This is a genomic window from Streptomyces mesophilus (genome assembly GCF_040300965.1).
Classification (GTDB): domain Bacteria; phylum Actinomycetota; class Actinomycetes; order Streptomycetales; family Streptomycetaceae; genus Streptomyces; species Streptomyces mesophilus_A.
Map to the genome: position 1 here is coordinate 1 of NZ_JBEPEW010000099.1, position 23,763 is coordinate 23,763.

Sequence of the window (23,763 nt, forward strand, 5' to 3'; positions counted from 1 at the left end):
GGGCCGGCAGCGGCCGGGCGGCAGGCGGAGGTGGTGCGGCGCGCGCTCGCGGACGCCCGCTTCACCAAGTACGCGTCACCCCCGCCGACTTCGGCGAGCTCGGCTTCCGTCGGGCGCTGACCTCTTTCCGTACGCCTGTCAGAGCCGCCCTTCTCCAAGGGCGCGCCCTCCCCCCTCCTCTCCTCCCTGAATTCCTCAGACTTCTGCTCGCCGAAAGGCCGTCATGTCCACCCGTACCCCTCGCCGGCTCGCCGCCGGATCCGTCCTGCTCGCCGCCGGCCTCCTGCTCACGGCCTGCGGTCAGTCGGCCGGCGGCGGCGACCGGACCGCCTCACCCACCACCTCCGACGTACGCGCACAGAGCGGCCAGTCCGGACGCTCCGCACCCAGACCGCAGAGCGAACCCGCTCCGGAGCCCCGTGGGATACCCGGCCTGGGTCCCAAGACCCGTGCGCAGATACCGGGTTCGGCCCGGCAGGCGATCGTCGTCACCGGCGAGGGCCGCGACGAGGGCACCGGCTCGGCCCAGCGGTATCGAAGGGAGGGGGAGGACTGGGTGCCGGTCGGTGAGGCCTGGCCCGCCCACAACGCCGTCAAGGGCTGGACCGACCGCCATGTCCAGGGCGATCTCCGCTCTCCCGTCGGGGTGTTCGGCCTCACCGACGCGGGCGGCCACGAGCGCGACCCCGGCACGGAACTCCCGTACGACACGGGCCCGGCCTTCGTCGCGCGCGGCACGAATGTGGAGGGGGAGCCGCTGGGCGACGCCTTCGACTACGTCGTCGCGATCAACTACAACCGCAAGCCCGGTACGACCCCGCTCGACTGGACCCGCCCGCTCGGCATGGGCCGCGGCGGCGGCATCTGGTTCCACGTGGACCACGGAGCGCCCACGCAGGGCTGCGTGACCCTGCCGAAGCCGCGGATGCGGGAGTTGCTGACCTGGCTGGACGAGCAGAGCGAGCCGGTGGTGGTGATGGGGGACGCGGCCTCGCTCGCCCGCTGACGGTCCCTCGGCGTCAGTTCCGCGGTGCCGGCCCGTTCCGTATTCATGCGGGATCGGCAGCAGTTCGCACCGACAGGCTGACGTTGACCCCGATCCGCGGGAGACGCGAACCGGAACGCAGTAGCATCCGGCCGGGGGTGGGTTCGATGAACGTGGTCCTTGCGCTCGCGGCCTTCAGCCGGGAGGCGTTCCAGTTGTCCTCGATACGGGACGCGGGCCTCTTCGCGCTGGACTTCTCCGAGCAGGAGCTGGGCCAACGGGCCATGCCCGTCTGGCTGTTCGACGCCGAGCCGGTCCGGATTCCGCCCCCGTGGCGCGAGCCCCCCGAGACGTGGGCGGACCGCTGGCTCACTCACGACCCGCCCGGTGGTGACTCCCCGGAGCAGGACCGCGAGCGCGGCAGCCTTGCCCTGGTGAGCGGGGAGTTGTTCCAGGACCGTCGCCAACTCGCCCCGCTGCAGCGCGCGGTGGTGGACGTCTGCTCGGGCTCGGGCGGCCGTCCCACGGTGGCCCTGGTGTTCCTCACCGGCAGGCCGCTGGACGATACACAGGCCTTGCAGGTCATGGCGGAGGCTGCCGCGTATCCGGTCTTCTGGGTGTTCCTCACCGCGTCCCGGGGTGAGGAGCGGGAAGGTCCCGGCGAGGCCGGGCAGGGGTCCGGCGCCTTCGACTTCCTCGACCGCGTGCCGCAAGCCTCCCGCAACTTCGCCGTGATCCGTACGTCCGGCTGGTCCTCCTGGGCCAGGCTTCGACGGTCCGCCGCCATACGCCGAGCGGTCAGCCGCTGGCTGCGCGGCCTCCCGCTCACCGTGGTCGAGCCACCCGAACAGGAGCTGCCGGAACCGGCCGACGCCCCGCCGAAGCCCAGCGGCAGTCGCTGACGTCACGACGGGATTGCGTTGCCGCAGCGCCCTGCGGGGCGTAAGGCGTCGGGGCTTAGGATCTCGCTGATGCCCGGGTGGCCTGTGAATACCAGGCTGTTGTGAGGGGTGTCGTACCGGGTTCGGGGAGGACCCGGGGGTCCCGGGGGACCGGGGCGAGGACATCAGGGGTGGGACAAGCATGCGTATACACAGACATGGGTGGAGACCCGCGGCAGGGATCGTGGCCGCCGTGGTCAGCGGAGCGGTCGGTCTCGGGCTGCTGCCTGGTACGGCGGTGGCGGCGCGGATGGCGACCCCGGGGGACTTCAACGGGGACGGGTACCGGGACCTTGTCCTGAGCGCGCCCTGGCGGACGGTCTCCGGCAAGTCGGGCGCCGGGGCCGTCGTCGTGCTCTACGGATCGGCGAGCGGGGTGTCTCCCACGCGGCGCGTGGTCATCACCCAGAACTCCCCCGGAGTCCCCGGCTCCAGCGAGACGGACGACGTCTTCGGGCACAGCACGGCCGTGGCGGATCTGAACCACGACGGGTACGCCGACCTGGTGGTCGGAACGCCCTACGAGGACCTGCCGAGCGGCAAGGACGCCGGCATGGTCAGCGTCCTGTGGGGCAGCAGGAGCGGCCTCGGCAGTGGTACGGCGCTCGAGCAACCGCACTCCGCGGGCGGGTATTTCGGGCTCGATGTCGCCGCGGTGAAGGGCAGCACGTCGGCCACCACCCGGGTTCTCGCAGCCTCGTGGCAAGGCGTCGCCGAGTACGCCGGCCCCTTCAGCCGTACGGGCACGGTCGGCAGCACGTACTGGAACACCCACACCGCCGCGGTCGGGGCCGTGGCGCTCGGCGACGTGGACAAGCGCGGCGGGGCGGACAGCTTCATCTTCACCGTCCGGATCGGCGACGAGGGCGGCCAGGTCCATGTGAACTCGGACGGCAGGTGGCCGCGGCCGGTGCTCAGCCAGGGCGACGGTCTGACCGGCGCCGTCGGGGATGTGAACGGCGACGGCTACGGCGACCTGGTGGTCGGCGACCCCGACGAGCCGGGCTCCTCCGGATCCGGGGACGAAGGCGCCGTGGGCGGCCGGATCTCCGTGTGGCCGGGGACCGCCACGGGCATCGATCTTGACGCGAAGCCCTGGCACATCAGCCAGGACACCGCCGGTGTGCCGGGGGCCGGTGAGAAGTACGACGAGTTCGGCGCCGCGGTGGCCGTGGCGGACCTCAACCGTGACGGCGCGGCTGAGATCGTCGTCGGAGTGCCGTCCGAGGCCCTGGGCAGCACCGGCCGGGCCGGCCAAGTGGTGGTCATCCCCGGGCGGAAGACGGGCGCGCTCGGCGCCGGCGCGTACGGCATCAGCCAGGACACGGCTTCGGTGCCCGGCGGTTCGGAGACAGACGACATGTTCGGCACCACGGTCGCGGTGGGCGACCTGACCAAGGACGGCCGTCCTGAACTCATGGTCAGTGCCGTGGGCGAGAACAACTACCAAGGCGCCCTGTGGGCCCTGCCGGGCAGCACCACCGGGCCGACGGGCAAGGGCAGCAAGATGATGCTCCCGTCGGCGCTCGGACTCTCCCAGTCCGACCCCGTGGCCCTCGGCGGGCAGGGCGAGGCGTTCCACGGCTGAGCGGGTACGACGAGGGCCCCGGAACCATCAGGTTCCGAGGCCCTCGGTTGCTTACCGGGCAAGGGAGTTACGCGCCCTCGCCCCCGAAGCGCTCCTTGTACGCCGCCAGGTCCTCGTCCTGGATCTTGGCGAAGAGCACCGGCGGAACCGTGAACGGGGTGCCCGCGGGGACGGAGTTCAGGGCGCGGGCCTCGTCGGCCGAGACCCACGTGGCGTTGTCATCGGTCAGCGAGAACGCCGCGCGCATCGCCGCCGACGAAGCCGGGATGAAGGGCTCCGAGACCACCGCGTACAGGTGGATCAGGTTCATCGCCGTACGCAGCGTCAGGGCCGCGCCCTCGGGGTCGGTCTTGATCTCCAGCCAGGGGGCCTTCTCCTCCAGGTAGGAGTTGCCCGCCGACCACAGGGCGCGCAGCGCGGCCGCGGCCTTGCGGAACTGGAGGGCCTCCATCTGGGTCTCGTACTCGGCGAGGAGCGTGGAGATCTCCTGGCCCAGCTTCGTCTCCGCCTCGCCGGCCTCCGCGCCCGCGGGGACCTCCTCGCCGAAGCGCTTCTTCGAGAAGGACAGGACGCGGTTGACGAAGTTGCCGAGGGTGTCGGCCAGGTCCTTGTTGACCGTGGCCGTGAAGTGCTCCCAGGTGAAGGAGGAGTCGTCCGACTCGGGCGCGTTCGCGATGAGGAAGTAGCGCCAGTAGTCGGCCGGCAGGATGTCGAGCGCCTGGTCGGTGAAGACGCCGCGCTTCTGCGAGGTGGAGAACTTGCCGCCGTAGTACGTCAGCCAGTTGAAGGCCTTGACGAAGTCGACCTTCTTCCAGGGCTCGCGGGTGCCGAGCTCGGTGGCCGGGAACATCACCGTGTGGAACGGGACGTTGTCCTTCGCCATGAACTCCGTGTAGCGCACGTCGGCGGCGCCGTCGGGCTCGTACCACCAGGACTTCCAGTCGCGCACCTCGCCGTCGGGGGCGGCGTCCGCCCACTCCTTCGTCGCGCCGATGTACTCGATCGGAGCGTCGAACCAGACGTAGAAGACCTTGCCCTCGGCGGCCAGCTCCGGCCAGGTGTCGGCCGGGACCGGGACGCCCCAGTCGAGGTCACGGGTGATGGCGCGGTCGTGCAGGCCCTCGGTCAGCCACTTGCGGGCGATCGAGGACGCGAGCTGCGGCCACTCGTCCTCGTGCGCGGCCACCCACTGCTCGACCTCGCCCTGCAGCTTCGACTGGAGGAGGAAGAGGTGCTTGGTCTCACGCACTTCGAGCTCCGTGGAGCCGGAGATGGCCGAGCGCGGGTTGATCAGGTCGGTCGGGTCGAGGACGCGGGTGCAGTTCTCGCACTGGTCGCCGCGGGCCTTGTCGTAACCGCAGTGCGGACAGGTGCCCTCGACATAGCGGTCCGGCAGGAAGCGGCCGTCGGCAGGCGAGTACACCTGGCGGATGGCGCGCTCCTCGATGAAGCCGTTCTCCTTGAGCTTGCGCGCGAAGTGCTGCGTGAGCTCGGCGTTCTGCGGCGAGGAGCTGCGGCCGAAGTAGTCGAAGGCGAGCGCGAAGCCGTCGTACACGGCCTTCTGCGCGTCATGGGCCTGGGCGCAGAACTCGTCGACCGGCAGGCCCTGCTCCTTGGCGGCCAGCTCCGCGGGGGTGCCGTGCTCGTCCGTGGCGCAGATGTACAGGACGTCGTGGCCGCGCTGGCGGAGGTAGCGGGCGTACACGTCCGCCGGGAGCATGGACCCCACCATGTTGCCCAGGTGCTTGATCCCGTTGATGTAGGGAAGGGCGCTGGTGATGAGGTGTCGAGCCATTGCGGGCTGCTCCCGGGTCGCTACGTGCGGTGACGAGTGTCTGGATCGCGTCTCGTCGCCTGGAATCCACAAATCGTAGCCGACGGGCAGGGGCCGCCCGCCCGGGGTTTTTCCCGGTCGGACGGCCCCTCGGAGGCGGTGCTGCCTACGGTCGCCAGGCGGCGAGCAGGCCCGCGTACAGCTCGGCGTCGGTGAGCTCGTTGGGGACCGGGCCCGCGTGGAAGAAGCCGGTGTGGTCGAGGTCGAGCTTGCGGAGGTAGTCGAAGGCCTTCGCGTCGCTCTCGCCGAAGGCGACGAACTGCCAGAAGATCTTGTGCTCCGCGGCGTCCTTGAGCGCCTGGGTGGCGGCGGTCTTGGACTCGGGCGCCCCGTCCGTCTGGAAGATCACCAGGGCGGGCCGGTGCGGGTTGTCGGCCTTCTCGTGCAGGGCGACGATCTCGGCGATGGCGCGGTCGTAGTTGGTACGGCCCATGCGGCCGAGGCCCGCGTGCAGTTCGTCGATGCGGCCCTCGTGCTCGTCGAGGGTGATCGTGCCGGTGCCGTCGAGCTCCGTGGAGAAGAAGACGACGTTCACGGTGGCGGTCTCGTCGGTGTGCGCGGCGAGGGCGAGCACCTGCTCGGCGAGGTTCTGCGCGCTGCCGTCCTTGAAGTACGGGCGCATCGATCCGGAGCGGTCGAGGACGAGGTAGACGTCGGCCCGTACGCCCGTCAGCTCCTGCTTCTTCAGGGCTGCGCCGGCCGCCTTGTACGCGGCGACGAGTCCGGGGGCGCGGGACTTGACCCGCGCGAGCGTGTGGGCGGGCTTGCCGACCACGGTCAGTTCGAGCGCGGGCTCGGGCTCGGCGGCTGCTGCGACGGGCTCGGGCTCCTCCTCGCGTACGGGCTCGGGCTCGGCTTCCGCGATCGGCTCGGGGTCCGCGACCGGCTCGGGCTGCGTTTCCGCTACGAGGACGGGCTCCTCCTCGCGTACGGGCTCGGGCTCCTCCTCGCGTACGGGCTCGCGTACGGGCTCGGGCTCGGCTTCCGCGACGGGCTCGGGCTCCGTGACCGGCTCCGGGTCCGCAGGGGCGGTGGCCGTCTCCACGGAGGCCGCCGGTGACGGGACCCGCTCGCCGAGTGACGGGTTGTCGAACGCGGCCGAGACCAGCTCGTCCACCGTGGACGGCGACGGCTCCTCGGCGGGTGCCGGCACCGCGGCGGCGGCCGGAGCGGGCTCGGCGGCCGGAGCGGGCTCCTGAGCGGGAGCCGGCACCGGAGCGGACGAGGACGCCGCGGGCGCCGTCTCCGTGGCGGGCGACGGAATCGTCGGCTCGGCGTCGGTCGTGGTGACCGGCTCCTCCGCCCGCGCCGCAGGCACCGCACGCCCCCGGCCGAACACGTTCCGCAGGCGATCCAGAATGCCCATGTGCGCAACCCTTCAACGTGAGTTGTTCCCGGTTGTCCGGGTAATCCGTCACCCCTGGCCAGGGCGGACACGTAAGGTTAGCGGCCGCTCTACGCGATCATGGGGAGCCCCTCATGAAGCTCACCCTCCCGCCTCGCGCCCCAGCTCAACACCCCTCCATGCAACGGGGGTTCACCCGGCGTTCATGTCACGTCCGCCGCATTGCTGGCATCCGCACCTAACGTCACGCCGGGACAAGCTTTCCGACACTCTGTCGGTGATCCAGCGCGGAGGGGAAACGTGCGCAAACTGCTGCCGCTCATCACGAAGGACGGTTCGCACCCGGGTGGACGGTCGGCCATGACGTGCCGCTTCCGCTGTGGTGACGCCTGCTTCCACGAGGTTCCGAACACCAGCGACAACGAATATGTCGGCGATGTCATAGCCGGTGCCCTGTCGAGAAGGTCCATGATCCGCGCCGCCGCGGTCGTCACGGTCGCTGGTGCGGCCGGCGCCGCCGTGGTCGGCCAGGCCCCGCAGGCCACGGCCGCCGGGGCGGAGGCGAACACGGCAGGCTGGGGCCACGGCCGCGACAAGGCCGCCAAGGGCCTGCGCTTCACGCCGGTCGCGCCCAACACCGCCGACCAGGTCACCATCCCCGAGGGCTACGCGCAGAACATCGTCGTCAAGTGGGGCGACCCGATCCTGCGCGGCGCCCCGGACTTCGACCCGGAGAACCAGACCGCGAAGGCCCAGGCGGGCCAGTTCGGTTACAACAACGACTTCCTGGCGCTGCTGCCGTACGGCCGCGGCCGCCAGATCCTCGTCGCGAACCACGAGTACACCGACGAGGTCCTGATGTTCCGCGACTACGACGCCGCGAACCCGACCCGCGAGCAGGTGGAGATCGCCTGGGCCGCGCACGGTCTCGGGGTCGTCGTGGTCGAGGAGGACCGCAGGACCGGCAAGCTGACGTACGTGCCGCGGCATCACCTCAACCGCCGGATCACCGCCACGACGGAGTTCCGAGTGCAGGGCCCGGCGGCCGGCAGCGATCTGCTCAAGACCTCGGCCGACCCGACCGGCCGCAAGGTGCTCGGCACGCTCAACAACTGCGCCGGCGGTCAGACCCCCTGGGGCACGACGCTGCACGGCGAGGAGAACTTCAACCAGTACTTCGCCAACTCCTCCAGCGCCACCGACAAGCGCTACGGCCTGCCCACCGGTGCCTCCGAGCGCAAGTGGGAGCGTTTCGACAAGCGCTTCGACCTCGCGCAGGAGCCCAACGAGGTGCACCGCCACGGCTACATCGTGGAGCTGGACCCGTACGACCCGGACTCGACGCCGGTCAAGCACACCGCGCTCGGCCGCTTCAAGCACGAGGGCGCCACCATCCGTCTGACCCGCGACGGCCGCCCGGTGGCCTACAGCGGTGACGACGAGCGCTTCGACTACCTGTACAAGTTCGTCGGCTCCAAGCGGATGCGCCACGGAAACTCCCGCGCGGACCGTGCGTACAACATGACGCTGCTCGACGAAGGCACCCTGTACGTCGCCAAGTTCACCGGTGACTCCCCGGCGATCGAGATCGACGGCACCGGGAAGCTGCCGGGCGACGGCCAGTTCGACGGCGGCGGCGAGTGGATCCCGCTGGCCACGGCGACCGCGAAGGGTGCGGTGTCGCACGTCGAGGGCATGAGCGCCGAAGAGGTCTTCGTCTTCACGCGTCTGGCCGGTGACAAGGTCGGCGCCACGAAGATGGACCGTCCCGAGGACGTCGAGCCCTCGCCGCGTACCGGCAAGGTGTACGTCGCGCTCACCAACAACACCGACCGCGGCAAGCCCGGCAAGGCGGGTGCGGACGAGGCCAACCCGCGCAACCTCAACAAGCACGGCCAGGTCCTCGAGCTGACCGAGCGCTGGAACGACCCCACGCAGACCAAGTTCGCCTGGTCGCTGTTCCTGGTGGCGGGCGACCCGAACGATCCGGCGACGTACTTCGCGGGCTACCCCAAGGACAAGGTCTCCCCGATCTCCTGCCCGGACAACGTGACCTTCGACCACCACGGCAACCTGTGGATCTCCACCGACGGTGCCCAACTCGGCTCCCACGACGGCCTGTTCGGCGTCGCGACGGCCGGCGAGCGGCGCGGTGAGCTCAAGCAGTTCCTGACCGTCCCGAAGGGTGCGGAGACCTGCGGCCCGCTGGTCCAGGACCGCCGGGTGCTCGTCGCGGTCCAGCACCCGGGCGAGCTCGACGGTGCGAGTGTCGAGAACCCGCTGTCGGCCTGGCCCGACGGACCGGGCGAGTACGTCCGCCCGTCGGTCGTGGCCGTATGGCGCAAGGACGGCAGCGACATCGGGGTCTGAGTCCCCTTCGTACGCGGCCCACTCGGGCATACGAGAACGGGGCACCCCTCCTGCCAGGGGGTGCCCCGTTCTCAGCTTGTACGGGAGCGTCAGCTCTCCTGTCGTTACGGGGAGCGTCAGCTCTCCTGGTCGCCGCGTCGGCGCAGCATCGCGAAGCCCAGACCGGCCGCACCCGCGGCCGCCATGCCGCCGCCCGCGGCGAGCAGCGCGGTGTCGTCACCGGACGCGGCGCCCTCGGCACCGGCCTTGACGCCGCCCTTGGGCACGACGGTGTTCTTCTTCTGGTCCTTCTGAGCCTTCTTGTCGCCGCCGCTGGACTTGCCCTCGGTCCAGCCCTTCATGGTGCCGTCGGGGTTGAGGATGAAGTAGGCGCCGTTGTGCTGGCCGTTGGCGGCGGTGTTGCCGCGCTGCTTGAGGGTGTCGAACTTGATGTACTTGCCGGAGGCGGGGTCCTTGCCCCACATCTCGGCGTCGTAGCCGCCCTTGACCTTGTAGACCTTGGCGTCGAAGCCGGAGCCGCCGATGTTCTTGTACTCGCGGACGAACTTGCGGGTGTTGTCGTCCGGCTTCGGCTTCGGCTTGTTGCCGTCGGTCTTGCCGGTCATGGTGCCGTCGGGGTTGAGGATGAAGTAGGCGCCGTTGTGCTGGCCGTTGGCGGCGGTGTTGCCGCGCTGCTTGAGGGTGTCGAACTTGATGTACTTGCCGGAGGCGGGGTCCTTGCCCCACATCTCGGCGTCGTAGCCGCCCTTGACCTTGTAGACCTTGGCGTCGAAGCCGGAGCCGCCGATGTTCTTGTACTCGCGGACGAACTTGCGGGTGTTGTCGTCCGGCTTCGGCTTCGGCTTGTTGCCGTCGGTCTGCTTGGCGGAGATCTGGCCGGCCGGGGACAGCGTGAACGTGTAGCCGTCTATGACGGTGGTGGCCGTCCTGCCCGAGGCGTCCAGGGTGCCGACCTGCGCGCCGGCCTTGGAGATGGTGGCCGCGGCGGAGTTGGCGGAGGCCTTGACGCGTACGTCGGCCGAGAAGCCGCCCGCCAGCTGCTTCTTGCCGAGGGACTTCCACTCGTCACCGCCCGGCTTGGGCGTCTCCGGCTTGGTCTCGTCGGTGGGCTTGGTCTCGTCCGTGGGCTTCGACTCGTCGCCCGGTTTGGTCTCGTTGCCCGGCTTCGTCTCGTTGCCCGGCTTCGTCTCGTTCCCCGGCTTCGTCTCGTTCCCCGGCAGGACCTGCTCCTGGCCGGTGCCCGGAGCCGTCGGCGAGTCGGCGAAGGCGGCCGTCGTCGGAACGGCGAGGGCGGCGATGACGCCGGTGGCGATGGCGGCGGTGCGGACGGTACGGCGGGTGGCGCGCATAGTCGTGACTCTCTCGTAGCTGTGGTGTCCCGGTCTGTGCCCCTTTGCGGTGGCGACAGATATGAAGCTACGGAGGTCATGTTTGGGTCATGCGTAAGCAATGTAACGGTTTGCGGCATTCCGTTGCACACCTCTGTAAAGGGGCTCTGACCTGCGCTGATGCGGTATCAGAGCGAGGGGAGCCGTAGAACGGTGCGGGCGCCCCCGCTCTCGGTGGCACCGAACTCGACCTCGATCCCGAGCACCCCGGCCTGCCCCATCACGATCGTCAGGCCGAGACCGTGCCCCCTGCCCCGCCCGGGATCGCCGGTACGGAAGCGCTGCGGTCCTTGTTCCACCAACTCCCGTGGGTAGCCGTCCCCTTGGTCGCGCACCTCGATCACCGGGCCGTCCACGGTGAGGGTGACCGGCGGCCGGCCGTGCTTGTGGGAGTTGACGATCAGATTGCTCAGGATGCGGTCGAGGCGGCGCCGGTCGGTCTGCACGGTGACATCCCGTACGACCTCGATCTCCGCCTCCAGACCGGTGCCGCGGACGGCGTGCTCCACCAGCGCGCCGAGGCGGTGCTCGGAGAGTTCGGCCTGTTCTGCCCCGGCGTCCAGGCGCGAGATCTCCAGGAGGTCCTCGGTCAGTCCGCGCAGGGCCTGCAGCCGGTCGTTGATCATCTCCTTGGGGCGGCCCTCGGGCAGCAGTCCGGCTGCCGCCACCATGCCCGTCAGCGGAGTGCGCAGCTCATGGGCCACATCGGCCGTGAAGCGCTTCTCGGATTCGAGCCGGCGCTGCAATGACTCGGCCATGCTGTCCAGGGCGGCCGCCACATCCCGCACCTCGTCATGGCCCTTGCCGCGCCCCGGGCTCATCCCCACCCGCGCGTCCAGGTCGCCGTCCGTGATCCGCCGGGCGACCGCGGCGGTGGCGCTGAGGCGGCGGCTGATCCGGGCGGCGAGGAAGAGTCCGGCGAGCGTGACGGTGCCGGCGGCGAGCAGCGCCGAGCCGAGGATCGCGGTGTCGATGGTGTCCAGACGGGAGCGGGTCGCCCCGAACGGCTGCCACACCGCCAGCGCCTTCCCGTCCGCGGGCGCGGCGCTCCACATCACCGGTTCGCCCGCGCGCTCGCCCACCATGGTGCCGCGCCGGCCGTCGGCGGCCAGCTCGCGCAGGCGCGGCGGGAGTCCGGGCGGGTCGATGCCGGCGTGTTCGGGCATGGTCGTGCCGTACTCGTACGCGCTGAGTGCGTAGTCCAGTTCGTCGCGGACCTCCTTGCGGACCTCGCCGACGACCTGGCGGGTGACGACGTTGTGCACGAGGACGCCGAGCACCGCCGCGACGGTGCAGCTCACCGCGGTGATCGTGAGGGCGATCCGCCAGCGAAGGCCCATCAGCGGCCGCCCGCCGTGCGGGCGGCGGCCCGGTGCGGTCCCCGGCGGCCGGTCATGTGCCCTCCGTCGGGCACGGCTTGCCCTGGCGCTCGGGCGCCCTGCAGGTGTCCAGGCTCAGCTGCTGCAGGAACATCCCGCGGCGGTCCGGATCCCAGACGTAGTCCGATACGGAGACATAGGTGGGGTTGGTGGTCGGCTCGCGGACCGCCAGATGCCCGGCCGCGACCTCCACGCCCTCCAGGACCGCGCGCCGGGACAGCACCCGTTTCACCTGCTGGTCCTCGACGGTGTAGACCCGCAGTTCACTCATCCGGCCGTCGATGTCCACCGCCGTGATCAGCTCGTTCTTCCCGTCGCCGGTGAGGTCGTGCAGGACCGGGGCGCGTACGGGGCAGGCGGCGCCGGAGCAGTCGGCCATCTTCTTGGCGGCGACCGGATGGACGAGCCGCGCGGTTCCGCGGTCCTTGCGGGCGTCCTCGGCCATATCGGCCTTGACCACGTCCAGGGGTACGGCCTTGCCCATGTCCCCGGAAGGGATCCTGGGCACTCCTGGTACGCGCGTCGGCTCGCCCGCGCTCTGGCCCGGCGTGGGCGGACTGGGGTGGGTGCTCTCCCACAGGGCGAGCGGGGTGGTGGCGGGTGCGGCGCTCTCCTCGGTGTGCAGGCCCTCGGCGTCCATGCACCCCGCGGTCAGCAGCAAGGCGCCGAGCGCCAGGATGCGGGTGGCCTTGCCGAGGGGGCTCATGAGCCCATCCTCGGCAATGGTCGGGCGCGGGACCCGGTGGTGGCGCCCGTACGGGTGCGCGGTGCCGGTGCGGTGCGGTGCGGGTGCGGTGCGGTGGGTGGTGCGGGTACGGGTGCGGGCCGGGGGATCCGGGGTGATGCTGGCGGGAGAGGTGCCCGAAATGCACTGTTCGCGAGAGGCGTGGGCGGTGTGCGTGGCGTGCGGCGCAAGGAGAGAGCCATGACCCAGCCCACCGAACCCCAGGGCGGTCCCACGGGATCCGGCCCTGGTCCCACGGGTCCCGGCCCCGGCTCCACGGGTCCCGGTCCCGCCGACACCCACCCGGGGTGGGCCTCCGCCTCCGCGGGACCGTCCGCCGCGCCCGCCGGCGGCAAGGAGCCCGGTTCCCGTTCCCTCTGGGCCGCGGGCGGCACGATGTTCGCCGGGGTGCTCATGGGCGTCGCCGGGATCGTCGGCGCGCTGCAGGGCATCGCGGCCATCGCCGAGGACGACGTCTACACCCGGATCGGCGACTACGTCTTCTCCTTCGACCTCACCACGTGGGGCTGGATCCACCTGCTGCTCGGCATCGTCATCGCGGTCGCCGGGTTCGGCATCATCAAGGGGCAGGACTGGGCGCGCGGTGCGGGCATCGGCCTGGCGGCGCTGTACATCGTCGAGTACTTCCTCTTCCTGCCGTACGCGCCCGTCTGGTCCGTGATCGCCATCGCGATGGGTGTGTTCGTGATCTGGGCGCTGGCTACGGATTCGTCCTCGTCCGCGTGAGGGCGGGTTCGTGAGCGGAGGGCCCGCAACGGTCCCCGGGCCGCTCGCGTCCTCATACTGAAGAGGACAACGCGGCCGAAAGGGGCGGGAGTTGGACGCGCAAGCGGCACCGCACGCGGAGTCACTGCCCGACCGGCCGCCCCTTCGGCGCCGGGTCGCGGCCTGGGGTGCGGGGCTCGTTCTCGCCGGCCTGACCGTGATCGTCGGCTGCCGTGCGCTCGACGTCGACGCGACGACTCCCGTACCGCAGTTGCTCGCCTTCCTGCCGTGGCTCCTCCTGCCGGGCGCGCTGGCCCTCGGCGCCGCGGCGCTGGCGCGCTGGCGGGCCGGGGCGGTGTGGGCGGCGGCGCTGCTCGTGGTCACGGCCTGGTTCCTGCAGCCGTACGATCCGGCCGGTTCGTCGGCCCCTTCGGCACGTGCGGGTGGGGGACGTGAGGCGGCCCGGATCACCGTGCTGACCTCCAACGTGCTGTTCGGCAAGGCGACTTCGGAGCTGGTCGAGGCGGTACGGCGGGAGCGGCCGGATCTCGTCTTCGTGCAGGAGTGCGATGCGGGCTGCCTGGGGGCGCTGCGGACGGGGCTCGACTATCCGTACGAGTCCGCCGTGCCCTCGCCGGGTTCGCACGGGTCGGCGATTCTCAGCCGGTATCCGTTGGTGCGCGACGCGGGGATCTCCTCGCGCCTGGAGATGCCGGGGGCGCAGGCGACGATCGCCGGGCGGAAGGTGCGGCTGCAGCTCGCGCATCCGGTGCCGCCCGTGCCGGGGGGTGTGGGGGTGTGGCGGCGGGAGCTGGGTGCGGTGCGGGACTGGGTCGTACGGCACCGCTCCTCGGCGCCGCTCGTGGTCGCCGGAGACTTCAACGCGTCCCAGGACCACGCCGCGTTCCGTGCGCTCCTGGACGCGGGGCTGCGGGATGCGGCGGCGGTCACGGGCCGTGCGCGTACGCCCTCCTGGCCGACGTCGGTTTCCGCGCCCCTCGGCACCCAGATCGACCACGTCCTGGCGTCGCCCGCCTTCGTCCCGCGCTCGGCGCGGTTTCTGGAGCTGGAGGGGACGGATCATCGGGCGCTGGTGGTGGAGCTTTCGCTGGTTGTGGGGTGAGGGTGGCTGCGGGTGGTGGGGCTGCGGCTGGGTGCGGGTGCGGGGGCGTTGTCGGGTGCGGCTGGGTGGCGCCTGCGGCGGGCTGATTTCCCCTACCCGCCCCTTCCCGAAACCGGGGCTCCGCCCCGGACCCCCTCATCCGAACTTCGTTCGGATCTGCTCAAACGCCGCAGGGGCTGAAGGTCTCCTCAAGCGCCGGAGGGGCTGAAGGTCTCCTCAAGCGCCGGAGGGGCTGACGTTCTCCTCATGCGCCGCAGGGGCTGAAGATCCCCTCAAACACCGGCCGGGCCGGAGTTGACCATACTGTCGGTATGCCCCACACGCCCGACCCCCGAGCCGCCGCCCCGAGCACCTTCACCCCACCTGAGTGGCTCGTCAGGACGTTGGGGACGCTCAGGCCCAGTCCCGCGCCCATCCCCTGGCCCGCCGTGTTCCGGGCCGCCGTCGCGATGACGTTGCCGCTGGTGATCGGGCTTGCGACCGAGCACGTCGCGTACGGGGCGCTGGCCTCCATGGGCGCGCTGTCCGGGGTCATCGGCGATACCGCGTCCGCGTACCGGATGCGGGTCATCAACATCGCGATCCCCCAACTCTTCGGCGCGGTCGGGGTGTTGCTCGGCACGCTCGTATACGGGCAGGGCTGGGCGGCCGTCGGGGTGCTCACGCTGATCGCGCTCGTCTCGGGGATGATCTCGACGATCGGTGCCGTGGCCTCCGTATCGGGGCTGCTTCTGCTGCTCAACTCGATCATCGGGGCGGGTCTGCCCATGCCGGGCGAGTGGTGGCTCGCACCGCTGCTCATGACCGGCGGCGGTCTGCTCGTCCTGCTGCTCGCGCTGCTCGCGTGGCCGCTGCGGCAGGGGAAGGCCGAGCGGACCGAGGTCGCCGGGGCCTACCGGCAGGCCGCCGCGCTGCTCGAGGCGGCGGGCGGGGACGCGGGCGCGTACGAGGACGCGCGGCAGGCCGTGACGCAGTCGCTCAACCAGAGTTACGACCTCGTGCTCGCCCGCCGCACCCGCGACCACGGCCGCAATCAGGACCTCGTCCGGCTCGTCACGCAGCTCAACGCGCTCACGCTGATCATCGAGGCGGCCCCCGCCGCCCACTTGAGCGGCCGCCCGCTGCCGCCCGAGGTGGCCGACATGGTGCGCCGCCTCGCCGACGGCGTACAGCGCGGGGACCCCGAGCGGGTCGAACTCGACCTGCCGGAGGCCGAGTCGACCGCGGGCCGCGCCGTCGAGCACGCCGTGCGGCATGCGGCCGACGTGATCGCCGACGAGGATCCGCACAACGTCGACGACCGCCTCGGCACCCCGGCCGCCCTCACCCAGCGCGCCCGCCGCGCCGCGCGGAACGTCTTCGTCTCCGCCGAGTCCTGGCGCTACGGAGTGCGCCTCGCGCTGTGCATCGGCATCGCGCAGGCGCTCGTCTCGCTGGTCGAGGTCGAGCGCTCGTACTGGGTGGCGCTCACCATCACCTTCGTGATGAAGCCCGACTTCGGGTCCGTCTTCTCGCGTGCCGTGATGCGCGCGGTCGGCACCGCGGCCGGTCTCCTGGTCGCCGCCGCGGTGCTCGCCGAGGTGCCGCGCGGCTGGTGGGACGTGCCGGTGCTGCTCGTCCTCGCACCGCTCATCCCGGCCCTGACCCCGCGCGGATACGGGTACCAGACCGCCGCCATCACGCCCGTCATCCTGCTCCTTTCCGACACCATGAACCAGCAGGGCTTCGGGCTGGTCATGCCCCGGCTCTACGACAGCCTGATCGGGTGCGGGATCGCGCTCGTCGCCGGCTACCTGCTGTGGCCGGAGAGCTGGTCGACCCGGATCGGCGACCGGCTCGCGGACGCCGTGGCCGACACCGCCCGCTATGTCGAGACGGCCTTCCTCGACCCCGCCACCCCCGGCGTCCCGGACCCCGCGGCCCGCGCACGGATGCGGCGCCGGCTGTACCGGGACCTGTCCTCCGTACGCTCGGAGTTCCAGCGCGCCCTCACCGAGCCGCCGCCCACCGGACCCCGGGCCGCCGCGTGGTGGCCGCTCGTCGTCGCGGTCGAACGGGTCGTCGACGCGACGACCGCCGCACGCGTACGCATCCGCCACGGCGCACCCCGTCCCGCCCCCGAGGAATCGGCCGAACTCTGCCGTCACCTGGAGGAGTTGGCCGAAGGCCTGCGGGACACCGACACCCTGGAGGCCGTCTGCGTCCCCCTCCCGGAGGGCGACGAGGACAGCGTCCTGGCCCCGCTACGCCGCGAAATCCAGGCGGCCCGCGCGATCGCGTCCCCTCAGGCGGCCGACAAGACGGTCTGACCCGGGCGGCCGGCAAGCCGGTCCAGGCGCACCAGCCGAGTACGGCCGCGCAGGCCTCGGCCGCGTGCCCCCGGGCGCGGGCAGGACCGTGATGCCGGGGCCGGCGTCTCGGCCGTGACCCCTAGGTCAGCCGTGAAAGGAACGCCCGCAGCGCCGAGTTGAACTCCTCGGGCCTCTCCAGGTTCGGCATATGGGCCGCGTCCTCCACCACGCACAGCGTCGAGTCCGGGAGCGCCGCGTGCATCGCCTGCGCGTCCGCGACCGGGGTGTACGCGTCGTCGCGGCCGACGACGACCAGGGTGGGGCAGGAGACCTTGGTCAACAGGTCCTGGTAGTCCGGGCGTTCGGCCCGTCCGCGCAGTGCCGCCGCCGCGCCTTCCGGGGGTGCGCCGGTCATCATCCGCAGGACGTGCTCCGCGACGGACGGGTCCGCGTCCGGGGCGACCATCTTGTACAGGACCTCCTCCGCGTACGGCTTCATCCCCTCCCGTACGAGACGGTCGGCCATCTCCCTGCGGTGCGCCTTGCCCTCCTCGGACTCCGCACCGGGGAAGGTGTCGGCGAGGATCAGGCCCCGGATCCGCGGGCCGAACTGCCGGTAGCAGTCCATGACGATCTGGCCGCCCATGGAGAGCCCGCCGAGCACGAACCGGCCGATGCCGAGGTGGTCGACGAGGGCGCGTACATCGGCGGCGAAGACGTCGAGGGTGGTCCTGCCGGGGACGACCGTCGACTCTCCGTAGCCGCGCAGGTCGGCGGCGATGACACGGAAGTCCCGGCGGAATTCCGCCACTTGGGGTGCCCACATCGAGCGGTCGAAGGGGTGGCCGTGCACCAGGACCAGGGCGGGACCGTTGCCCTCGTCGTCGTAGCCGATCCGTGCGCCGTCGAGCTCTGTGTTCGCCATGGGACGAGGCTAGGCGAGGCGGGCGCGCGGCCCCATCCGTTTATATCCAGCCGCGACGGGTCGCGATCACCCCGGCCTGGAAACGGTTCGCCGCGCCCAGCTTGTCGTTGAGCGCGCTGATGCGGCGGCGCATCGTGCGTACCGACCAGCCGAGCTGGCGCGCGATCGCCTCGTCCTTCAGGCCGGCGACGAGCAGCGTCAGCATCCGGCGGTCGTCCTCCGCGAGGGGGTCGTCGGCGGGGGCGTCCAGCGGAGTGGCCGTACGCCAGCACAGCTCCCAGTAGTCCACCAGACCGTCCAGGAGCGCCGAGGGCCGCAGCACCGCCGCGCGCACCTCTCCCGTGAAGTCCAGCGAGAGCGGGAGCAGGGCCAGTCGCCGGTCGGCGATCGCCAGCTTCACGCGCAGGCCCGGCAGGACGCGGGCCTCCTCGCCGCGCGAGATCAACTCACGGATGTCGCCGAGGACTCCGGGCCACTCCAGGGCCTCCGGTGCGTAGACCGCCCGATAGCGGACACCCCGCGTGAGGGCCGTCGCCTCCACGGGGTTGGACGTCGTCAGGGCGTACGGGGGCCGGTCGAGCGTGATGACCTCCTCGCGCGCCTCCTGCTGGAGCCGCACGAACCAGCGCCCCAACGCCTCGCTCCCGACGACGACTTCGACCTCCTCCGTCCCGCCGGACTGGGCCGCGTCGAAGAGCCGGGACAATTCGCCCGCAGCTTCGCGGACCGTGTCGAGTTCGGCGGTACGAGAGCGGACAAGTGCCTCGATCGCGGCAACCGGCTCGATCGCCGCATACCGGCGGCGGGCGCCCGAAAGCCGTCCCACCAGGCCGAGTTCGCGCAGCCGGTCGAGCGAACGGGCCGCGCGGTCCGTGGAGCAGTCGAGGGGTGCGGCGAGATCGGCGGGCGCGGCGGTGTGGCGGACCAGCATCTCGCGGTAGACGCGCTCGTCGAAGGGGTCGACACCGGCCGCGGTCAGCTGTCGGCGGGCGGTGTCGAGTGACTCGTGGGGCATGCGGGGATGGTGGCCTGTGCGTGCCAGGGACCGCAATGGGCCAGCCCGAATCGTTGTCTGGACCACTTGGCGGGACGTAGGACGTATAGGTGGCCTGGTCCGGCCCGGGGGGCCACCGGGCCGTGCGCCGCACGGAGTCTGTGGGGGCTTCGTGCGGCGCCTTCGCCCGTTGCTCCCGGCGGCTCCCGCCGCTCAGGCGCGTCGCCGCAGCCCCGGGACGCGGCGGCTCAGATACACGGCGAGCGCCACCACGAGCCCCACCGCGGCGATCACCCACACCGCCGTCCGCAGGCTCGACGTGAGGGCGTCGAAGACCGCTCCCGCCGCCCCCTTGGACACATCGGGCGGCAGGTCCGAGAGCGTCAGGCGCCGCGAGATCCACAGCCCGAGCCCGAGCAGCGCGGACGCCAGCGCCATCCCGAGCGCCGTGGCGATCACGGCCCTGCGCCTGCGTACCGCCAGAGCGATGCCCGCCACCGCGCAGAGCACGGCGGCGACGGGCAGCCAGATCCCCGCGACCTGCAACATGTGGAGCCCTTTCCTGAGCTGCACCAGATCCTTCGACTTCATGACCTCGACCTCGGTGTGCTGCACCGGGATCCGCCGCGCGAACGGCACCCCGTCGGCCACCAGCTGGTCCTTGACCTCCTGCGTGATGGGCGCGAGGTCGATCACGACACTTCCGTCGTCCCCGGACTTCAGGGCCCGCTGCACCGCCTCGTGCGCGGCCCGGATCGCCGCGTTCCAGGCGGTCCGGTAGGCCTCCGTGCCGGTGAAGGACTCCACCGCCTCGTGCACGAAGGCGGTCAGCGTCCCCTGCAGCGGCCCGGCGTCGATGTGCTTGCCGATCTCGTCGGCCACGGCGCCCGCGACCGCCTCCTGCACATCGGGGTCCTTGGCGAGCGGCGCCATCGCGGCCACATAGTTCTCGGTATCGCCGATCTGGTACTTCGCCCAGGTGGAGAGCGCGCCGAGCGGCGTCAGGACACAGGCGAGCACGAGCAGCAGCGCTGCCATGAGACTCCGGGTCCTGTGCACGCCTCCCACGCTCGGTGAGGGGGGTACGGGGCGCGAGCGGGGGTGGTACGGGTGGGCTACACCCGCGCCCCTGTCCGCTCGCGCCTCTGCTTGCGCCGTTAATCCTGGACATCTAACATCCAGATTATGAAGATGAACGAGGGCGTGGAGTGGGCCCTGCACAGCTGCCTCAACCTCGACTGGATCGGCGAGGACCGTGCGGTCACGGCCGCGCGGCTCGCCGCGTACCACGCGCTGCCCACCGCGTACCTCAACAAGCAGCTCCAGGCCCTCGCCCGGGCCGGGATCGTCACGTCCACGCCCGGCCCGAAGGGCGGCTTCCGCCTGGCCCGCCCACTGGAGCGGATCACGCTGATGGATGTGGTCGTGGCGATCGAGGGGCCGGACGAGGCCTTCCGCTGCGCGGAGATCCGTAAGCAAGGTCCTGGCGAGATGCCGCACACCGGGCACGAACTGCCCTGCGCCTTCGCCGAGTCGATGGCCAAGGCCGAGCTGGCCTGGCGCACGGAACTCGCCGCGTGCACGCTCGCCGACGTGCGGGAACGGGCGGAGCGGCGGGCGCCGGCGGCGCGGGAGACGCTGCGGCGCTGGTTCGAGAACAGCTGAGGCGCTCGCCCCTGCGAAGGGGGCTCACCAAGGGGGTAATTCTGGATGTCGAATATCCAGGTGAATATCCAGGCGGGAGAGAAAGCCGTAGGCGTACGGGGATGGCTCGCGGTGGCCGCGGTCGCCCTCGGCATCTTCACGGTGATCACCGCCGAGCTGCTGCCGGTCGGTCTGCTCACCCCGATCGGCAGCTCGCTCGCGGTCTCGGACGGTACGACGGGACTCCTGGTCACCGTGCCCGGTCTGGTCGCCGCGGTCTGCGCGCCGCTGCTGACCGTGGTGTCCGGGCGCCTCGACCGCCGGCTCGTCCTCGCCGCCCTCATGGCCCTGGTCGCCCTGGCGCACGTGGTCTCCGCGCTGGCCGGGCACTTCGCGTACGTGCTCGGGGCGCGGGTGCTGCTCGGTGTCGGCATCGGCGGCTTCTGGGCCTTCGCGGGCGGTCTCGCGCCGCGCCTGGTGCCCGCGCATCAGGTGGGGCGGGCCACCGCCGTGATCTTCGGGGGCGTCGCCGCGGCCTCCGTGCTCGGGGTGCCCGCCGGCACCCTCGCCGGTGAACTCGGCGGCTGGCGGCTCCCGTTCGCCGCGGTGGCCGGGCTCTCGCTCCTCGTCCTGGCGGCGCTGCTCCTGCTGCTGCCCCCGCTGCCGGCCCAACGAGGGCTGACCACCCGCGACTTGACCTCGCTGCTGCGCCGCAACCCCCGTGTCCGTACCGGACTGACGCTCACCGCCCTGCTCGTCACCGGCCACTTCCTCGCGTACACCTTCGTACGCCCGGTCCTGGCCGAGCGGTACGGCATCTCCGGCGCCGCCGTCGGCTGGCTGCTGCTCGGGTACGGAGTGCTCGGCCTCGCCGGCAACTTCCTCGCGGGGGCGCTGGGTCCGCGGCGCATCCTGCTCATCTCGTCGGCGCTCACCGCCGCCCTGACCGCACTCGCCCTGCTGCCCGGCGGGAGCGTGACCGGCGCTCTGCTGCTGCTCGCGTGGGGACTGGCGTACGGCGGGGTGTCCGTGGCCCTGCAGACCTGGTTCCTGACCGCCGCACCCGACGACATCGAGGCCGCGACCTCGCTCAACGTCGCCGTCTTCTGCCTCTCCATCGCCCTCGGCGCGCTGCTCGGCGGCCGCCTGGTCGACTCCCTGCCCTTGACCGCGGTGCCCGCCGCCGCGGCCGCGCTCGTCCTCGCCGCCGCACTGGTGGCCCACCGGAAGGAAACCCGCTCATGACGCACGACCACCGCACGGACCGCAACGCCGACGCCCGTACCGATGCCCGTACGGACCGCGGCATCGATGCCCGTACGGACCACCGCACCGAAGCCCGCGCCGACCGCCGCACCCTGCTCAACCCGTCGGCGCTGCACGACCCCACCGGTTACGGCTACACCCACGTCGCCGCCGCGGCCGGCCGGCAGGTCTTCATCGCCGGCCAGTACGCCTCCGACGGGACCGGTGCGGTCGTCTCGGACGAGTTCGACGCACAGGTCGCGCGGTCGATGGCCAATCTCCGTACGGCACTCGAGGCCGCGGGACTCGGCTTCGCGGACGTCGTGCGCATCGGCACGTACATCGTCGACCACGACGAGGAGAAGCTGCACATCCTCCTGAAGCACCTGCGCGCGGCGTGGGGCGAGCGCCTGCCCGCCCAGACCTTGGTCGGGGTGGCGGCGCTCGCCCTGCCGGACATGCTGTTCGAGATCGACGCGGTGGCCGTACGCGACCAGGCGTAGTCCCGCTGCCTTCGGTCCTCAGTCCTCGCTGGTGTAGAAGCGGTAGAACGCGGCGCACGCCACGGCCGCTCCGAACAGGCCGGCGTTGCCGGCGGACCGCAGCACGCTCTCGCCGGTGAGGCTGTAGAGGTAGCCGAACGCGATGCCCGCGAACGCACCCCAGGTGAGGGCGCGGGCCTCGCGCGGCAGCCTCGGGGCCAGCCTGATCACGGCCAGGAGGACCACGGCGAAGGCGACGGTGGCGATGATGCCGAGCCAGACGTTGCCCGCCGTGATGGGCCCGCCCGAGCGCTGGATCGCCGCCGCCCAGTAGCCGTAGACGAGGGCGAGGGCCGGGGTGAGCTTGACGGCCCAGCCGCTGAGTTCACCGGAGCCGAGGCTGGTGCCGGTGGGCCGGGGTGCCGCATGAGCCATGGGACTTGTCCCTTCGTGTTGGCCGCCGGGTCAGCGGTGGTGGCGCCACTCCTGGCGGCACGCATTGCACGGATCGTCCTGCCGGCACGGGTTGTTGTGGTCGTGCCGGTGGTGCTGGTTGCCCGAATTGTTCGCGGAGGGGCGCCAGTTGCCGCAGTCGGGGACGCCACGGCTCGTCGAGATGTACGCGCCGCTGGCCCATGCGCGCTCGCCGGTCAGCCAGAACCACGAGGAGTTGCCGTTCACGTTCTGGCCGTAGACCGCGCACTGGATGCGGTCGCTCGCGCCGTGCGCGAGCCGGCCGACCACCGCGGACCAGGTGTTGGGCTCGGCCCGCAGATTCAGGCTGCCGCCGGAGACCACCGTGCCCCAGATCGGGCCGTTCTCCCACTGCGGGGCGGCGGTCACTGTCCCGGTGGATGGGGTGGCCGCGTTCGCCGGGCCGACGGCCGGGACGGTCAGAGCCGCTGCCGTGAGAACCGCGACGGCCAGCGTTCGCAGGGCCGGGGACGTGCGCATGTTCGCCCTCCTTCATCCCCTCCGGGACTCCGGGATCCCCTCCTCAAGGAAATCCCCCATTCGGCGGATCTGCCACCCGAACCCCAGGTCACGGGCCTGCCAGGCCGTCCGCCAGGTTCGCTAGATCCCATCTGGCGACCTGCATGCCCCGGTCTCGCGCCTTCTGGATGAGAGCAGGTACGAGGGCGGGAACGAAGACGAGGGAGGCGGCACGATGGAGGACCGCGAAGGATCTGGGCGCCCCCTCGACGTGGCCGTGATCGTCGGGTCCACCCGCGAGGGCCGGATCGGCGCCGACGTGGCGCGCTGGTTCACCGAGCGGGCCGCCAAGCGCGACGACCTGGCGCTCGACGTGATCGACCTGGCCGACTACCCGGACTTCCCGGCCAGCTATCCGGCCACCCCGACGGACGCGATGGCCCGCTTCACGGCGCGCATCGCCCGCGCCGACGGCTTCGTGATCGTGACCCCGGAGTACAACCGCAGCTTCCCGGCCTCGCTCAAGCAGGCCATCGACTACGCGTACGACGAGTGGCACGCCAAGCCGGTCGGCTATGTCGCCTACGGCTTCGACAGCCGGGGACTGTACGCGGTCGAGCACTTGCGGTGCGTGTTCACCGAGCTGCATGCGATGAGTTTGCGCGACTCGGTCGGTCTGCATCTCGTCGGGGAAAGCCCGGGAACCACCGACAGAACAGCTGACCGGGACGACCGGTCCGTCACCGCCCTGCTCGACCAGCTCGTGTGGTGGGGGCTCGCCCTCAGGGAAGCCCGGGCCCGGCGCCCGTACACCTCCTGACAGCGCACAAGGAAACAGCCAAACGT

The 23,763-nt window shown here is 71.6% G+C and carries 21 protein-coding genes; 11 read left to right on the top strand and 10 right to left on the bottom strand.

Annotated elements, in window-relative coordinates:
• The first annotated feature begins 223 nt into the window (after positions 1-223).
• The 3 genes from ABT367_RS28230 (at position 224) to ABT367_RS28240 (ending at position 3,514) form a co-directional block, all read left to right on the top strand.
• Positions 224-1,006 carry a L,D-transpeptidase family protein gene (locus ABT367_RS28230; RefSeq protein WP_352256024.1) on the top strand — a complete coding sequence of 261 codons (783 nt, stop codon included), beginning with the start codon at positions 224-226 and terminating at the stop codon, positions 1,004-1,006.
• A 146-nt stretch (positions 1,007-1,152) separates the two neighbouring features.
• The gene (locus tag ABT367_RS28235; RefSeq protein WP_352256026.1) at positions 1,153-1,887 is read left to right on the top strand and encodes a hypothetical protein; all 735 of its coding nucleotides are present in this window, start codon (positions 1,153-1,155) and stop codon (positions 1,885-1,887) included.
• 181 nt (positions 1,888-2,068) lie between these two features.
• On the top strand, positions 2,069-3,514 hold the full coding sequence (locus tag ABT367_RS28240) for a VCBS repeat-containing protein (protein ID WP_352256028.1): 1,446 nt from the start codon (positions 2,069-2,071) through the stop codon (positions 3,512-3,514).
• 67 nt (positions 3,515-3,581) lie between these two features.
• Here ABT367_RS28240 and metG read toward each other — a convergent pair whose 3' ends face one another.
• Together metG and ABT367_RS28250 are read right to left on the bottom strand one after the other, a co-directional pair.
• The gene (gene metG, locus ABT367_RS28245) at positions 3,582-5,309 is read right to left on the bottom strand and encodes a methionine--tRNA ligase (protein WP_352256030.1); all 1,728 of its coding nucleotides are present in this window, start codon (positions 5,307-5,309) and stop codon (positions 3,582-3,584) included.
• A gap of 145 nt (positions 5,310-5,454) precedes the next feature.
• Positions 5,455-6,714: a VWA domain-containing protein gene (locus ABT367_RS28250; protein ID WP_352256032.1), complete on the bottom strand. Its 1,260-nt coding sequence runs from the start codon at positions 6,712-6,714 to the stop codon at positions 5,455-5,457.
• Between the two features lie 279 nt (positions 6,715-6,993).
• On the opposite strand from ABT367_RS28250, the gene ABT367_RS28255 reads away from it, so the two are divergent.
• Positions 6,994-9,063 carry a PhoX family protein gene (locus ABT367_RS28255; RefSeq protein WP_352256034.1) on the top strand — a complete coding sequence of 690 codons (2,070 nt, stop codon included), beginning with the start codon at positions 6,994-6,996 and terminating at the stop codon, positions 9,061-9,063.
• A 116-nt stretch (positions 9,064-9,179) separates the two neighbouring features.
• Here ABT367_RS28255 and ABT367_RS28260 read toward each other — a convergent pair whose 3' ends face one another.
• The 3 genes from ABT367_RS28260 to ABT367_RS28270 form a co-directional block, all read right to left on the bottom strand.
• On the bottom strand, positions 9,180-10,412 hold the full coding sequence (locus tag ABT367_RS28260; RefSeq protein ID WP_352256036.1) for a hypothetical protein: 1,233 nt from the start codon (positions 10,410-10,412) through the stop codon (positions 9,180-9,182).
• Between the two features lie 167 nt (positions 10,413-10,579).
• Entirely contained in the window at positions 10,580-11,791 is a 1,212-nt protein-coding gene (locus ABT367_RS28265) for a HAMP domain-containing sensor histidine kinase (RefSeq protein WP_352256038.1), read from the bottom strand.
• Between the two features lie 52 nt (positions 11,792-11,843).
• Positions 11,844-12,536, bottom strand: coding sequence for a hypothetical protein (locus ABT367_RS28270; RefSeq protein ID WP_352256040.1), 693 nt, complete (start codon positions 12,534-12,536; stop codon positions 11,844-11,846).
• A gap of 219 nt (positions 12,537-12,755) precedes the next feature.
• On the opposite strand from ABT367_RS28270, the gene ABT367_RS28275 reads away from it, so the two are divergent.
• The 3 genes from ABT367_RS28275 to ABT367_RS28285 all read left to right on the top strand — a co-directional run bounded on the left by ABT367_RS28275 (position 12,756) and on the right by ABT367_RS28285 (position 16,712).
• A complete protein-coding gene (locus ABT367_RS28275) occupies positions 12,756-13,301 on the top strand; it encodes a DUF7144 family membrane protein (protein ID WP_352256042.1) in 546 nt (181 codons plus the stop codon).
• Between the two features lie 91 nt (positions 13,302-13,392).
• Positions 13,393-14,403 (top strand): endonuclease/exonuclease/phosphatase family protein, encoded by a 1,011-nt coding sequence (locus ABT367_RS28280; protein ID WP_352256044.1) that lies wholly within the window; start codon positions 13,393-13,395, stop codon positions 14,401-14,403.
• Between the two features lie 311 nt (positions 14,404-14,714).
• Complete coding sequence (locus tag ABT367_RS28285) at positions 14,715-16,712, top strand: FUSC family protein (RefSeq protein ID WP_352256046.1); 1,998 nt, start codon at positions 14,715-14,717, stop codon at positions 16,710-16,712.
• Positions 16,713-16,833: 121 nt separating this feature from the next.
• On the opposite strand, the gene ABT367_RS28290 is transcribed toward ABT367_RS28285, so the two are convergent.
• The 3 genes from ABT367_RS28290 to ABT367_RS28300 form a co-directional block, all read right to left on the bottom strand.
• Entirely contained in the window at positions 16,834-17,619 is a 786-nt protein-coding gene (locus tag ABT367_RS28290; protein WP_352256048.1) for an alpha/beta fold hydrolase, read from the bottom strand.
• A gap of 40 nt (positions 17,620-17,659) precedes the next feature.
• A complete protein-coding gene (locus tag ABT367_RS28295; RefSeq protein WP_352256050.1) occupies positions 17,660-18,634 on the bottom strand; it encodes a LuxR C-terminal-related transcriptional regulator in 975 nt (324 codons plus the stop codon).
• A 192-nt stretch (positions 18,635-18,826) separates the two neighbouring features.
• On the bottom strand, positions 18,827-19,651 hold the full coding sequence (locus ABT367_RS28300; RefSeq protein ID WP_352256052.1) for a hypothetical protein: 825 nt from the start codon (positions 19,649-19,651) through the stop codon (positions 18,827-18,829).
• Between the two features lie 153 nt (positions 19,652-19,804).
• Between ABT367_RS28300 and ABT367_RS28305 the strand changes: the two genes are divergently transcribed.
• From ABT367_RS28305 to ABT367_RS28315, 3 genes are read left to right on the top strand one after another with little or no spacing between them, the layout of a single operon-like run.
• Positions 19,805-20,278 carry an RrF2 family transcriptional regulator gene (locus ABT367_RS28305; protein ID WP_352256070.1) on the top strand — a complete coding sequence of 158 codons (474 nt, stop codon included), beginning with the start codon at positions 19,805-19,807 and terminating at the stop codon, positions 20,276-20,278.
• A 45-nt stretch (positions 20,279-20,323) separates the two neighbouring features.
• Positions 20,324-21,502 carry an MFS transporter gene (locus tag ABT367_RS28310; RefSeq protein ID WP_352256054.1) on the top strand — a complete coding sequence of 393 codons (1,179 nt, stop codon included), beginning with the start codon at positions 20,324-20,326 and terminating at the stop codon, positions 21,500-21,502.
• Complete coding sequence (locus tag ABT367_RS28315) at positions 21,499-22,005, top strand: RidA family protein (RefSeq protein WP_352256056.1); 507 nt, start codon at positions 21,499-21,501, stop codon at positions 22,003-22,005. Before ABT367_RS28310 ends, ABT367_RS28315 begins: the two co-directional genes overlap by 4 nt.
• An 18-nt stretch (positions 22,006-22,023) precedes the next feature.
• Here ABT367_RS28315 and ABT367_RS28320 read toward each other — a convergent pair whose 3' ends face one another.
• Positions 22,024-22,419, bottom strand: a complete 396-nt coding sequence (locus ABT367_RS28320) for a hypothetical protein (protein ID WP_352256058.1) — start codon at positions 22,417-22,419, stop codon at positions 22,024-22,026.
• A gap of 30 nt (positions 22,420-22,449) precedes the next feature.
• Positions 22,450-22,938, bottom strand: a complete 489-nt coding sequence (locus ABT367_RS28325; RefSeq protein ID WP_352256060.1) for an SH3 domain-containing protein — start codon at positions 22,936-22,938, stop codon at positions 22,450-22,452.
• A 214-nt stretch (positions 22,939-23,152) separates the two neighbouring features.
• Here ABT367_RS28325 and ABT367_RS28330 point away from each other — a divergent pair, with 214 nt between their 5' ends.
• The gene (locus ABT367_RS28330; RefSeq protein WP_352256062.1) at positions 23,153-23,737 is read left to right on the top strand and encodes an NADPH-dependent FMN reductase; all 585 of its coding nucleotides are present in this window, start codon (positions 23,153-23,155) and stop codon (positions 23,735-23,737) included.
• Positions 23,738-23,763 lie beyond the last annotated feature (26 nt).